This window comes from Devosia equisanguinis, from assembly GCF_900631955.1.
Lineage (GTDB): Bacteria > Pseudomonadota > Alphaproteobacteria > Rhizobiales > Devosiaceae > Devosia > Devosia equisanguinis.
Genome location: NZ_UZWD01000064.1, coordinates 1 through 13,801, shown reverse-complemented (window position 1 = coordinate 13,801; position 13,801 = coordinate 1). Strand labels below are relative to the sequence as shown.

General features: G+C 64.6%; 10 protein-coding genes. 5 read left to right on the top strand and 5 right to left on the bottom strand.

Annotation, left to right across the window (positions count from 1 at the left end; genetic code table 11):
* Positions 1–17: 17 nt before the first annotated feature.
* Genes xth through erpA form a run of 4 tightly spaced genes read right to left on the bottom strand, consistent with a single transcriptional unit; the run spans position 18 to position 3,469 of the window.
* Positions 18–797 (bottom strand): exodeoxyribonuclease III, encoded by a 780-nt coding sequence (gene xth, locus DEVEQU_RS19110; RefSeq protein ID WP_126152204.1) that lies wholly within the window; start codon positions 795–797, stop codon positions 18–20.
* Between the two features lie 16 nt (positions 798–813).
* Positions 814–1,917 carry a serine hydrolase domain-containing protein gene (locus DEVEQU_RS19105; protein ID WP_206437892.1) on the bottom strand — a complete coding sequence of 368 codons (1,104 nt, stop codon included), beginning with the start codon at positions 1,915–1,917 and terminating at the stop codon, positions 814–816.
* Positions 1,918–1,954: 37 nt separating this feature from the next.
* Positions 1,955–3,061, bottom strand: coding sequence for a serine hydrolase domain-containing protein (locus DEVEQU_RS19100; RefSeq protein WP_126152202.1), 1,107 nt, complete (start codon positions 3,059–3,061; stop codon positions 1,955–1,957).
* A 54-nt stretch (positions 3,062–3,115) separates the two neighbouring features.
* The gene (gene erpA, locus DEVEQU_RS19095; RefSeq protein WP_126152201.1) at positions 3,116–3,469 is read right to left on the bottom strand and encodes an iron-sulfur cluster insertion protein ErpA; all 354 of its coding nucleotides are present in this window, start codon (positions 3,467–3,469) and stop codon (positions 3,116–3,118) included.
* A gap of 72 nt (positions 3,470–3,541) precedes the next feature.
* On the opposite strand from erpA, the gene DEVEQU_RS19090 reads away from it, so the two are divergent.
* From DEVEQU_RS19090 to DEVEQU_RS19080, 3 genes are all read left to right on the top strand, one after another.
* Positions 3,542–4,744: a deoxyguanosinetriphosphate triphosphohydrolase gene (locus DEVEQU_RS19090; protein WP_268907413.1), complete on the top strand. Its 1,203-nt coding sequence runs from the start codon at positions 3,542–3,544 to the stop codon at positions 4,742–4,744.
* A gap of 30 nt (positions 4,745–4,774) precedes the next feature.
* Positions 4,775–6,520, top strand: a complete 1,746-nt coding sequence (gene argS / locus DEVEQU_RS19085; RefSeq protein WP_126152199.1) for an arginine--tRNA ligase — start codon at positions 4,775–4,777, stop codon at positions 6,518–6,520.
* Positions 6,521–6,594: 74 nt separating this feature from the next.
* Entirely contained in the window at positions 6,595–8,703 is a 2,109-nt protein-coding gene (locus DEVEQU_RS19080) for an SPOR domain-containing protein (protein WP_126152198.1), read from the top strand.
* 179 nt (positions 8,704–8,882) lie between these two features.
* On the opposite strand, the gene DEVEQU_RS19075 is transcribed toward DEVEQU_RS19080, so the two are convergent.
* Positions 8,883–10,064, bottom strand: a complete 1,182-nt coding sequence (locus tag DEVEQU_RS19075; protein WP_126152197.1) for a type III PLP-dependent enzyme domain-containing protein — start codon at positions 10,062–10,064, stop codon at positions 8,883–8,885.
* Positions 10,065–10,325: 261 nt separating this feature from the next.
* Here DEVEQU_RS19075 and DEVEQU_RS19070 point away from each other — a divergent pair, with 261 nt between their 5' ends.
* Together DEVEQU_RS19070 and DEVEQU_RS19065 are read left to right on the top strand one after the other, a co-directional pair.
* Positions 10,326–11,792: a Do family serine endopeptidase gene (locus tag DEVEQU_RS19070; RefSeq protein ID WP_126152196.1), complete on the top strand. Its 1,467-nt coding sequence runs from the start codon at positions 10,326–10,328 to the stop codon at positions 11,790–11,792.
* Between the two features lie 442 nt (positions 11,793–12,234).
* On the top strand, positions 12,235–13,557 hold the full coding sequence (locus tag DEVEQU_RS19065) for a replication-associated recombination protein A (RefSeq protein ID WP_126152195.1): 1,323 nt from the start codon (positions 12,235–12,237) through the stop codon (positions 13,555–13,557).
* Positions 13,558–13,801 lie beyond the last annotated feature (244 nt).

The following is a 13,801-nucleotide window of genomic DNA, read 5'->3' as shown; positions in this document are numbered from 1 at the left end:
CCCCAACCCCAACCCCCCTACAAGCTAAACGCGCCCTCGACCGGGACGTGGTCGCTGGGCTTGTCCCAGCCGCGCACGTCCTTGTGCACGACGACATCGTCCAATCGGTCGGCGGCTTGCGGTGACAGCATCAGGTGGTCGATGCGGATGCCGGCATTGCGGCGCCAGGCGCCGGCCTGGAAATCCCAGAAGGTAAAAGCCTGTTCGGCGGTGACGGCGCGCAGTGCGTCAGTCATGCCCAAATTGGTTAGGGCGCGAAAACGCGAGAGGCTTTCGGGGCGATAGAGCGCATCGCCCCACCATGCGTCGGGGTCGTGCGCATCGATAGGGGCGGGAATGAGGTTGAAGTCGCCCATCAGCACGAAGGGTTCTTCCAGCTCCAGCCGTTCTGCGACGAAGCGGTTGAGCCGGTCCATCCATCCGAGCTTGTAGGGGAATTTTTCCGTATCCACTGGGTTACCATTGGGCAGGTAGATATTGCACACCCGCACCACGCCGGAACTGGTGGAGAACACGCCCTCGACCAGCCGCGCCTGTTCGTCGCCGTCGTCGCCGGGCAGGCCGCGATGCACCTCGTCGAAAGGCAGTTTCGACAGCAGCGCCACCCCGTTCCAGCTCTTCTGGCCATGGGTCTCGATATTATAGCCCAGCGCCTCGATTTCTGCGCGCGGGAAGGCCTCGTCGATGCTCTTGATTTCCTGCAGCCCGACAATGTCGGGCTTTTCCTCGTCCAACCAGCGCAGCAGCAGTTCGATACGCGCCTTGATGCCGTTGATGTTCCAGGTCGCGATGCGCAGGGCCATGCTCGGCTCCTTAGATGAGGTCGGTATAGACGGCCTTGCGCAGGGCGCGCGGGAAGGCCAGTTCGCCACCATAGAACGCCGTGTTGCTGAGCGAAACCATGGTGATCCGCTTCACCGGATCGATGGACCAGATATGCCCGTAAATGCCGCCCCAATTATTGGTGCCGGCCGGCCAGTAGAGATCGGCGCGCACGGGGTCCACCGTGTAGCTACCGAGGAAACTGAAGGCCTGGCCCGGCTCGCGCTCATAGCCCATCTGGTCCTTGAGCGCTGCACGTGCCGTTTCTGGCGCCAGGATGGGCCCGCCATCGGCGAGGATGGCGTTGAGGAAGCGCATGAAGTCTGGGCCTGTTGTGGCCATGCCGCCACCGCCGCATTCAAACGCATTCTCGTTGAAAATGCGCTCGGGCGAAAAGGTCGTCACCCCGCCCCAGGGATTGTTCACCGGCTGCGGTTCGGCCATGCGGATCGGCCGGTCCACGCCATCGGCATAGGGCACGGCCAGCCGGCTGCGGTCGGCCACCGTGAATGCCGTGTCGTTCATGCCCAGCGGGCCGGTGACGTAATGGGAAACGGCATCGCGCAGTGGCCCGCCATGCACCTTGGCGATCACCCCGCCCAACACGTCGATGGCCATGGAATAGAACCACCCCGTGCCCGGCGCATAGGACAGTTCCTGCTCCGCCATCAGCGGCAGCAGGTCGTCGAGATGGATATTGGCGTTGACCAGGCCATTGGTCAGCCGCGGATTCTTGGCCGAATAATCATAAAGCAGGCCCGCCGTATGGGTCAGCAGATGCTTGAGTGTAATATCAGGCTGGCTGCCATTGGGCAGTTTCGGGGTGAAATAGGGCAGATAGGCGCTGACCGGATCATCCACCCGCACCAGCCCCTTGTCGGCCATGGCAAGCAGGGTGGACGCGACCATCGGCTTGGTCAGCGAAGCGGCGCGAAATACCGTATCCTCGGCCATCGGCGTCCCGGCCTCCCGGTCGGCAAGGCCCACGGCGCGGCGATAGAGCGTCTGGCCGTCCTTGGCCACCATCACCACCGCGCCCACCAGCTTGCCGCTCGCCACGGCCTCGTCGAGCACGCGGTCGATCGTGTCAGTCATTGGCATATCCCCCCGATTGCCAGAAATTCAGTCACACTCAGTCGATGAAATCGGCATAGACGGCGCGGATCAGGTCCTTGGGATACTGCCCGGTACAGCCCTCCAGCGCCGTATTGCTCATCGACACCACGGTCAGCCCATTGGCCGGGTCGACCAGCCAGGAATGGCCGTAGACGCCGCCCCAGTTCACCGTGCCCTTGGCGGAAGGCGAATTGGCCGCGACCGGATCATCGACGATGGCGCCCAGATAGCCGAAGCGCTGCCCGGCATCGGCCCGCTTGATATCGCCGATCTGGTTGGAGAAGGCGCGCGCCACCGTTTCGTGCTGCACCGCTCCGCCGCCGCCATTCCGCATGGCCTCGAGGAAGCGCAGTATATCGCCTGGCGTGCCCGCCATCCCCGCCCCGCCGGATTGGAAGGCCTTGGCGTCGAAAATGCGTGAGGGCGAAAAGGTCGGGCCCATGCCGTCGGTACCCAACACCTGTTGCGGATCGGCCATCGGCGTGGCCGGGCGACCATCGGCATAGGGCTTTGCCAGCCGCGCCCTGTCGGCGACGAAAAAGCCGGTGTCCGTCATGCCCAGCGGGCCGGTGATATGGCCGCGCACGGCTTCTTCGACGCTGCCCCCCTGTACCGCGGCCAGCACGGCCCCCAACACGTCGATGGCCACCGAATAGAGCCAGCCCGTGCCCGGTGCGAACTCCAGCGGCAGTTTTGCCACACGCGAGAAATTCTCTTCGAGACTCAGCGCCGTGGCGTCGAGCCCGGTTGTGATTTCCGGGTCCTGCGGATAGCCATAGGCCAGCCCCGACGTATGCGTCAGCAGGTGATGAATGGTGATCGCCGCCTCGGACCCGTCCGGCGATTTCGGCGTGAACCAGGGCAGGTAGTGCGCCACCCGCTCATCCAGAGCGATCAGCTCCTTGTCGGCCATGGCCAGCGCTGTCGCCGCAACGATGGGCTTGGTCACCGAAGCCAGCCGATAGATGGCATTATCGATCATCGGCACGCCGGCCTCGCGGTCGAACCAGCCTGCGGTGCGGCGGCAGACGATATCGCCATGGCGCGCCACGACAAGTTCGGCGCCGACGATCGACTGGCTGTCGATAGCGGCATCCATCACGGCTTCGATATGCTTGGTCATGCTGATTCCTCCGGACGCGGCAGGACCTTAGCGCCGCCCGGAAGTCAGATAAAGCTAAACGGCGAAGCTGGTGCCGCAGCCGCAGGAGGCAACGGCATTGGGGTTCTTGATCTGGAAGCTCTGCCCGATCAGGTCGTCAACGAAGTCGATCTCGGCACCGCCCATGAATTCGAGGCTGAGCGAATCGATCAGCACCGTGGCCTCGCCCTTTTGCAGAACCAGGTCGTCCTCATTGGGCGTTTCCTGCACGAGATTGTATTCGTACTGGAAGCCCGAGCAGCCTCCGCCGGCGACGGAAACACGCAGCACCGTGCCCGGCGCTTCCTTGGCGACGATACGCGCAACGCGCTTGGCGGCGCGATCCGAAAGGGTTACGGCGGGGCGATCAGCGAGTGCAGCGTCTGTCATGGAGGGATCCGGACGGTCGTAATGTCATAACACTGAAGCTAAGATAGGCGCTCCAAGCGCCGTTGCAAAGGCCTGCAAACACACATGAGCGAGACCGCACCCTATGCCAGCAAGCCCGACCAGACTCTGGGCCGGCTCTATGGCACCGGCTCCAGCCCCACGCGCTCCGAATTCCAGCGCGACCGCGACCGCATCATCCACTCCACCGCCTTCCGCCGCCTGCAGCACAAGACGCAGGTCTTTCTGCATCACGAAGGCCGGCATTTCCGCAATCGGCTGACCCATACGCTCGAGGTCAGCCAGATCGCTCGCTCCATCGCCCGGGCCCTGGGCCTCAACGAGGACCTGGCCGAGGCCCTGGCGCTGAGCCACGATCTCGGCCACACCCCCTTCGGCCATGCCGGTGAGCGGGCCCTGCATCGGGCCATGGCCGGCTTTGGCGGCTTTGACCACAATGTGCAGGCGCTGCGCGTCGTTACCCAGCTCGAAAACCGCTATGCCGAGCATGACGGGCTCAATCTCACTTGGGAGACGCTCGAGGGCATTCTCAAGCACAATGGCCCGCTGATCCATGCCGATGGCAGGCCCTATGGCCGCTATGCGGAGGAGGGGCTGCCATCGGGGCTCGACGCCATGCCGGTGCCAGCCGATCTGCGGCTCGCCACCCATGCCAGCCTCGAGGCGCAGGTCGCCGCCATTGCCGATGACATCGCCTATAATGCCCACGACATCGACGATGCCTTGCGGGCCGAACTGATCACGCTCGAGGATTTTGTCGGCGTGCCCATGGCCGGGCCCATCGTCGGGGAAGTACTGACCCGCTATCCCGACATCGCCGTCAATCGCCAGACCCATGAAGTACAGCGCCGCATGATTACCCGCGCGGTCGAGGACGTGATCCGCACCAGCGCCGCCGCCATTGCCGCTTCCGGCGTCGCCTCGGCCGAGGATGTGCGGCTTGCCGGGCGCACCCTGGTCGGCTTTTCGTCCGAAACCGCCGCGGCCGAAAAGGGGCTCAAGACCTTCCTCTTCGCACGCGTTTATCGCCATGAATCGGTGATGGTGCCGGTGCGCGAAAGCGAGGCGGTGGTGGAGCGACTCTTCGCCCAATACATGCAGACCGCCGACATGCCCGGTCGCTGGGGCGAGGCGGGCAGGGGTGCCGAAGGCGCCGATCGCGCCCGCATCGTGGCCGATTTCATCGCTGGCATGACCGACCCCTATGCCCTCGACGAACACCAGCGCCTGTTTGACGCTCGACCGGAATTCCGTTAACCGGGCGCAGTCTTTTCCAGAAGGTTCGACATGGATATCTTCGCGCTTTTCACCACCCGGGTCATCGATGCCCTGCACGCCCTCTATCCCGGTCTGGATAGTGGCCTGCTGGCCCGCGTCGTGGTGGAGCCGCCGCGAGATGCCGCCCATGGCGATCTTTCCACCAATGCCGCCATGGTCGTGGCCAAGCCGCTGGGCAAGAACCCGCGTGAAGTCGCCACCGCCCTGGTCGAGCACTTCAAGGCCGATGCCGACGTCACCAGCGTCGAGGTGGCCGGTCCCGGCTTCATTAACTTCCGCCTCGCCAATGCCATCTGGCACCAGGTGCTGCGCTCCGTCGCTGCCCAGGGTGCCGATTTCGGCCGCTCCAATGCGGGGCGGGGCGAAAAGGTCAATGTCGAATATGTTTCGGCCAACCCCACCGGCCCGATGCATGTGGGTCATACGCGTGGCGCCGTGTTCGGCGATGCGCTGGCCTCGCTCATGGCCTGGTCGGGCTATGACGTGACACGCGAATATTACATCAATGATACCGGTGGGCAGACCATCATCCTCGGCCGTTCGGCGCTGCTGCGCTACCGGCAGGCGCTGGGCGAAACCATCGAGATTCCGTCAGGCTTCTATCCCGGCGACTACCTCATCCCGGTCGGCGAAGCGCTGAAGGCCGAATACGGGACCAGCCTGCTCGACAAGCCGGAAGAGGAAGCGGTTCTCATCGCCCGCGAAGCTGCGCTTGCGGTGATGATGGACCTGATCCGCGCCGATCTGGCCCAGCTCAACATCCATCACGACGTGTTCTTCTCCGAGCGCACCCTGCATGGCGTCGGCGGCGATATCGAGTCGACGCTGGCCTGGCTGCGCGAAGAGGGCATGGTCTATGAAGGTCGGCTCGAAGCCCCCAAGGGCAAGACACCCGAGGATTGGGAAGACCGCGAGCAAACCCTGTTCCGCGCCACCGATTATGGCGACGATACCGACCGCGCGTTGATCAAGTCCGACGGCTCCTACACATATTTCGCTGCCGACATCGCCTACCACCGCAACAAATATCTGCGCGGCTTCAAGCACATGATCAATGTGCTCGGCGCCGACCATTCCGGCTATGTCAAGCGGCTGCAGGCGGCGGTGAAGGCCGTGTCGCACGGCGAAGCCGACATGGACGTGCGCATCTGTCAATTGGTGCGCCTGCTCAAGAACGGCGAGCCGTTCAAGATGTCCAAGCGCTCTGGCGATCTGGTCACCTTGTCGGATGTGGTCGAGGAAGTGGGTTCCGACGCTACCCGCTTCATGCTGCTGTTCCGGCGCAATGACGCCTCGATGGATTTCGATTTCGCCCTGGTCAAGGAACAGACGCGGGACAATCCGGTATTCTATGTCCAATATGCCCATGCCCGGGCCTGCTCGATCTTCCGCACGGCACGGCGTGACATGCCCGATCTCGATCTGTCGGCGGCCGCACTGGCGGGTGCCGAGGTCGAACTTCTGTCCTCGCCTGCCGATCTCGAGCTCATCCGCATGGTCGCGACCTGGCCGCGCACAGTCGCAGCTGCAGCGATCGCGCACGAGCCGCATCGCCTGGCCTTCTATGTCCATGACCTCGCCGCGGCCTTCCATGGCTTCTGGGCAAAGGGTAAGGATGATCCGTCTTTGCGGTTTGTTAACCCATCCGACGCGAAGTTGACGTTGGCTCGACTCGCTCTCGTCGATGCTGTCCGTCAAGTTATCAGCAATGGGTTGGGTATACTTGGGGTCACTGCGCCGGAGGAGCTTTCATAATTCCGGCGCATTGGTGTGAACATTCGCTGAAAATTCCATTCTGGATTTTTACAGCATTCTAGGGGCGCTGCCTGATGACGTCAGCGAAACCGAAGCCGATGGCCGGACAAACAGAAGCACCGGATGATCTGATTGCTGAACTGGCCAGGTTGATGGCTGATGATGCGCGGACAGATACGCCCGCGCAGCCAGCCGCACCGCAAGTGCGCATTCCCGGTGCCGACGCACCCGCAGTCGAACGGCCGGCGCCGCGCTTTGTGGCGCCCAGCCCGCAGCCGGCGCCAGCGCCCCAGCCGACCCGCAATGAGCCGGTCATGGGTGCGCCCAGCGTCCGCATCCCGGGTGAAACTGCTCCCGCGCCGAAGCCGGCCGCCAATCCCGCGACCGAGCCGGACCCGTTCCGTTTCGATTTCGATCTCAATCTCGGTGCCAAGAAGGCCGGCCCGGCCTCCCCGCTGATGCCGGAGCCGCGGCCCACGCCCGCCGCGCAGCCAGAAGCCGTGTCGCGTCCTGTCCAGGCGGTGCCTGCCATGCGGGCGGAAGAGCCGCAGGTCGACGCGTTCGATCACGATAGTATTGCCGACCTTATCGCTGCCGAGCTGGCTGCCGATCTGCCGGACGAGCGCAGCGAACCGCAGCAGGCCATTCCGGTGGTCAATGGCCCGGCCCGCGGCGAGGACGTTTTCGGCGTCCCGCCGGTCTTCGGTCTCGCCACCTCCAGCCCGGTTCCGCCAGCTCCCGCGCGCGTCGAGCCCGCCATGACGCGCGAACCGCAGCCCCGGCCTGAGCCGGTGTTCGTGGAGCCCGAAGTCCTGACGGATCCGACCCCGATGGCCGAGGCAGCGCCCGAGCCTAGCTTTGCCCAGGTGGACCCCGACGCCCTGACGGAAATCGAGCGTCTGGTTGGCCCTGCAGTTCATCTCGAAAATCCGCCGCCGCCTCAGCAGCAGTCAACGCCGAGCCCCGCTCTGCGCAGCCTTGCCACGCCGACGCTGCCGCCGCGCACCGAGCCGGTCGCCAGGAAGCCGGTTCCGGCCGACAGTTTGTCGGTCGATGAAGCCATTCTCGCCGCGGCCGCCGCCACCGGCGCCAAGATCGAATGGGTGGAATCGCCCACGCACGAGCCGGAAGTCGAAGAGCGCGTCCGCGCGCCCCGTCGTCGCTTCGGCGCCGGTTTTGGCTTCAATCGTGCCGTTGCCGGTCCCCTGGTCGCCGTTGCCCTGCTCGCCGTCGCCGGCGGCGGCCTTTACTGGGTGCTGGGCAATACGTCCGCCCCATCCGGTCCCGCGCCGCTCCTTGTGGCCGAAAGCAATGCCGTCAAGGAAGTTCCTGCCGTCGATCCCGAAGCCACTACCGCCCAGTCGGTGGTTTTCAACGAGATGGCCGGCGGCAATAATGGCGAGGGTGAGCAGATCGTTTCCCGCGACCAGACCGACGTTGCCGCGGTGACGCAGGAAGCCAATTTCGATCCGAACCAGGATGGTCTGGTGAACCGCAAGGTGCGCACTGTTACCGTGCGGCCCGATGGCACCATTGTCAGCGGCACCGACAATGTTGCCGGCACCTCCATGCTGCCGGTCGATCGTCCGGACGTGCCTGATGTGCCCGGCGCCGATTTCTCGACGCCTGATCTTTTGGCCAATCCCGCCAACGGCACGACGCAGGCTGTTGCCGCCGTCGATCCGACCCCGGCGCCCACGCCCACTGTGACCCCGGTGACGCCGGGCAGCAGCGTGCAGGCCGTCGACCCGGCCGGAAATGTGATTCCGGGCAAGATGGCGACCATTCCGCGCCAGCGGCCCGCCGATTTCGCCCAGCGCGTCGCCGCGCTGCAGAACGCGGCCCCCACCGCCCCGGTAACGCAGACCACGACGCCTGCTGCTACGACCACCACCACCGCTCCGGTGACGCAGCCCAGCGGCGTCGCCTCGACGGTCAATTCGGCTCCCGCCTATGTGCAGCTGTCCTCGCAGCGCAGCGAAGAGGCCGCCCGCCAGTCGGCCGCCGACATCGTCCGTCGCTTCGGACCGGTTTTTGGCGGCACCAGCCTTGAAGTCCAGCGTGTCGACCTCGGCGAACGCGGTATCTTCTACCGGGTCCGCGCCCCCGCCGATTCCCTGCAGAGCGCCAACATGCTCTGCAACAATATCAAGGCCGCCGGCGGCGACTGCTTCACCATGTAGTCCTAAAGGTCCATCGAAACATCAACGCCACTGCCAGGGAAACCCGGCAGTGGCGTTTTCATTTCGACACACCCACCGCGCGTCACCCTCGGCCTTGAGCCGAGGGCTTTTTCCGTCCATCACCAACAAAAAAACCGGCCCCTCGAAAGGGACCGGCTAAAATCTCACACCAGAGAACCTTACTCGGCCGGCGCCATGTCCTTGCCGGTATAGACCTCGTCGACCCAGTACTGGTCGCGGCGCACGAAGCCGTTGAACGGGGTCAGCGAGGCCTGGGTATAGGCGCCCATCAGGCCGAATTCGATCCAGTCGTCCTCGTCGATATCGGCGGGCAGGGTGAAGACCTGGGGCAGCACGTCATAGCTGTCGCAGGTCGGGCCCCAGACGGTGAATTCGCTGAACTCGCCATTATTGTCGTGCAGGCGCGGGCCGCGCCACACGCGCACCGGCGGGGTGAAGTGCATGAACTTCACTTCCATCAGCGCGCCATAGGCGCCGTCATTGACATAGACCGACTGGCCGCCGCGTTGGTGCTTGACGCGCAGCAGCAGCGAAGTCGAAGAGGTCACCAGCGCCCGGCCGGGCTCGATGATCAGTTCCGGCTTCTTCTTGCCGAAATGGTCGTCCACGGCCTGGCCGATGGTGTCGAAATAGGTGTCCATCGGCGGCGCTTCGCTGGTCGGGTAGGGGGCCGGATAGCCGCCACCGATATTGAGGCGCTTGAGCTCGATCCCGGCTTCCTCGACGATACGGGCGGCCGCCGCGATGTGGCGCTCATAGGCATAGGCGTCTTCGCACTGGCTGCCGACATGGAAGCAGAGGCTGGGCGTATAGCCCATCTTCTCGACCGCCGTGACGATTTCGGCCGCGCCCTGTTCCATGACGCCGAACTTGATGCCGAAGTCATAGCTCTTCAACGCCTTGCCGGCCTTGAAGCGGGTGGTCACCTCGACATCGCGCGATGGCGATACCACCGCCGCCAGCTGGTCCAGCTGCTGCGGGTGGTCGATGGTGAAGCTGCGGACGCCGAACTCTTCATAAGCGCGCTCGATCTCGCGCTTGTTCTTGATCGGGTTGTTATAGTGCATCACCGCGCCGGGGGCGTGGTCACGCACCAGTTCCATCTCGACATTGGAGGCCACGTCGAAGGCCTTGAGGCCCTCGGCATGCAGCTGCGCGATGATATGCGGGGAGGGATTGCACTTCACCGCATAGGTCAGCAGCCCGTCAAAGCCCTTCTTGAAGACTTTGATGGCCCTGTGAAATTCCTTCTCCGAAAACAGGAAGGAGGGATAGTCCGGCGCTTCGGCGGCAATTAGCGCGGAAGTATTGGCATGGACGGTCTTCGGCTCGTCGGTCATTGGACAACAGGCCTTTCAGGGCTCGAGGGATGCGGAATTCTTGGATGCGCCCCGGTTTTCCTGTCGCGGATACGCATCAAAGTGAGCGCTGCATATAGGGCCGTGAGACCCCTCGCGCAAACGTTTATTTGGTCACAATAGCAACAATGCGGAAACGTCATTTTCGTGACAGATTCGAGGCGTTTTTCTCAGCGCGCCCGAATGTGGTTTTCGGGTTGACACTCTGAATCCGCAGGTGGGTCTATGTCGTTGCGAACTCTCATGATTTCGTGTGTGGCGCTGGTCGCTCTCGGGCTGGGCGGCACGCTGGCGCTGGCGCCCTGGAATGGCACGCCGCCCTCCCACGCCCAGAACGCGCCCGAACCTGCCGCGCTCGCCGTCGCGCCCACCCCTCAACGCGTCGTGCCCGAGGGGCAGGGGCAGGTGCAACTCAGCTTCGCTCCGATCGTGCAAACCGTGTCGCCCTCGGTGGTCAATGTCTATGCCACCCGCATCGAGCAGCAGGCGATCTCGCCCTTCGCCAGTGACCCGTTCTTTTCCCGTTTCTTCGGGCAGGGCCAGTTCCAGACCCGCCCGCGCGAATCCCGCTCGCTTGGCTCCGGCGTCATCGTCGATGCCGGCGGCGTCATTCTCACCAATAGTCACGTGATCAACGGCGCCACCGATATCCGCATCGCCCTCAATGACGGCCGCGAATTCGCCGTCGATCTGGTGGTCGAGGATCAGCAGACCGATCTCGCCGTGCTGCGCGTGCGCGATCCCGGCGCCACCAGCTTCCCCGCAATCACCTTCGCCAATAGCGACGATTTGCTTGTCGGAGATCTGGTTCTGGCTATCGGCAATCCCTTCGGCGTCGGCCAGACCGTCACCAGCGGCATCGTTTCTGCCCTGGCACGCACCGGCGTCGAGGCCTCGGATTATGAGTTCTTCATCCAGACCGACGCGGCCATCAATCCCGGCAATTCCGGCGGTGCCCTGGTGGACATGCAGGGGCATCTCGTCGGCATCAACACCGCCATCTATTCCCAGTCCGGCGGCTCGGTGGGCATCGGCTTTGCCATTCCCGCCAATATGGCCCGGCTGGTGGCCGAGGCAGGCGTTTCCGGCGGCGAGATCGTGCGCCCCTGGTTCGGTGCCAAGATGCAGGCGGTCACCTCCGATATCGCCTCGAGCCTGGGCATGGCCGCGCCGCACGGCGCCATGATCACCGAAGTGGCGCCCGGCGGCCCGGCCGACCGCGCCGGCTTCAAGTCCGGCGATGTCATTGTCGCGGTCGATGGTCGCCAGGTCGATGATCCTAGCGCCTTCAATTTCCGCCTGGCCACCCGGCCCCTGGGCGAAACCGCCAGCCTCGAACGCTTGCGCGGCGGCGCCAGCGATACCGTGGTCTTTCCGCTCGAAGCCGCTCCTTCGCCCGCCGACACTGCACTGGCGACGATCTCGGGCAATACCCGCTTTGCCGGCGTCAGCATCCGCCAGCTCGATCCCGCGCTCAGCGAAGCCAAGGGGCTGCCCTATGATGCCACCGGCGTCATCGTCACTGCGGTCGAGCCGGGCTCGCCGGCCGAGGCCATGGGGCTGCGGGTTGACGACGTCATCCTCTCGCTCAACGACACCGAAGTCAAAGACGCCTCCGGTTTTTCCCAACTCGCCAGCCAACGCGTCCGCACCTGGCAGATCATCCTCCAACGCGCCGGCCGCATCAGCCGTGCCATTGTGAGTGGCTGATCGCCGTCCCGCAGGGCAGATTGCGCCGGTGGCGCAATCTGAGGCGATCAGGCCATGAGAGCTATGCTCGAATGGCGGGCCAGGCCGTCCCGCAGGGCAAATTGCGCCAGTGGCGCAATTTGAGGCGATCAGGCCATGAGAGCTACGCTCGAATGGCGGGCAAGAGCCGTCCCGCAGGGCAAATTGCGCCGCCCTCCCACTGCGCGTCACCCTCGGGCGAAGACCCGAGGGCGTTTCATTTGGCGAAACATCCCAAAGTTCAGGCTCCTCGGGTGAACCCCGAGGGTGACGGCCGGTGGGTTGGTGAAGAGCCGTCCCTATTCCTCTCTCTCTCGGGGAGCGGGTGGCGCGGCGCAGCCGCGACGGGTGAGGGGGCTCGCCCATCTTCGATCTCCGCCACAACACTAATGCCAATCCATCGCTTCTGGCGTAAGAAGCCGTCATGTCCGATCTCTTCGCCGCCGATCCCGCTGAAACCGACAAGGCCCGCCCGCTGGCCGATCAATTGCGCCCGCGCAGCCTCGATGAGGTGATCGGGCAGACCCATCTCCTCGGCCCCGATGGCACGCTGCGGCGCATGCTGGCCTCGGGACGGCTCGGCTCGCTCATTCTCTGGGGCCCGCCCGGCACCGGCAAGACCACTGTGGCGCGCCTGCTGGCCGACCAGATCGGTTTCCGCTTCGAGCAGATTTCGGCGATCTTTTCGGGGGTCGCCGATCTCAAGAAGGTGTTCGAAAAAGCCCGCTTCGAGCGCCTGTCCGGCCACCGCACCCTTCTCTTCGTCGACGAAATCCACCGCTTCAACCGCGCTCAGCAGGATAGTTTTCTGCCCGTCATGGAAGACGGCACCGTGGTGCTGATCGGGGCCACCACCGAGAACCCATCCTTCGAGCTCAATGCGGCGCTGCTGTCGCGCAGCCAGGTGCTGCGCTTCGAATCGCTCAATGCCGAGGATCTCGAAAATCTGCTGCAGCGCGCCGAAACCCTGCTCGGCGCACGTCTGCCGGTGACCGATGAAGCTCGCGCCACCCTCCTGGGCCTCGCCGATGGCGATGGCCGGGCCTTGCTGGGCCTGGTCGAAGAAATCCTTGCCTCCGCCCGCTCCGAGGAGACGCTCGACCCCACCGCGCTGCTCACCGTGGTGCAGCGCCGTGCCCCGATCTACGACAAGGCGCAGGACGGCCACTACAACCTGATTTCCGCGCTGCACAAAACCATTCGCGGTTCCGACCCCGATGCGGCGCTCTATTATTTCGCCCGCATGCTCGATGCCGGCGAAGACCCGCTGTTCCTGGCGCGGCGTCTCATCCGCATGGCCTCCGAGGATATCGGCCTTGCCGATCCCCAGGCGCTGCCGCTGGCCATTGCCGGCCGCGACGCCTATCAGATGCTGGGTTCGCCCGAGGGTGAGCTGTCACTGGCGCAGGTGGTGGTCTATCTGGCGCTGGCGCCCAAATCCAACGCCGTCTACACCGCCTATAAGGCCGCCGTGTCGGTCGCCAAATCCACCGGCTCGCCCATGCCGCCCATGGTCATCCTCAATGCCCCCACCAAGATGATGAAGGGGCAGGGCTATGGCGACGGCTATGTCTACGATCACGACACGCCGGAGGCCTTTTCTGGCCAGGAATACTTCCCCGAAAAGATCGGCCGCCAGAACTTCTACAACCCCGTCGAGCGCGGCTTCGAACGCGACCTGCGCAAACGCATCGACTACTTCGCCCGCCTCCGCGCCGAAAAATCGCGCCGGCGGGACGGGGACTAGCCTTTCTCCCGCCATTGCCTGCGAGCGCCGTTGCTCTTCGCAACCTCGGTGCCGCCCTCGGGCTCGACCCAGGGGCCGCCCGCCGCGCGGACAATGCTGAGTGAGGGGCTCTCTGCGCGGCCCCCGGGTCACTTCGCGCCCTAGAGCTTTTCACGGTCTTGTTGATGCAGCTCCATCGCCCCCTCCCCCCTTGAGGGGCTTATGCACATCTGACGCGGCCGGCGACTCCTGACGGGTTGATGTG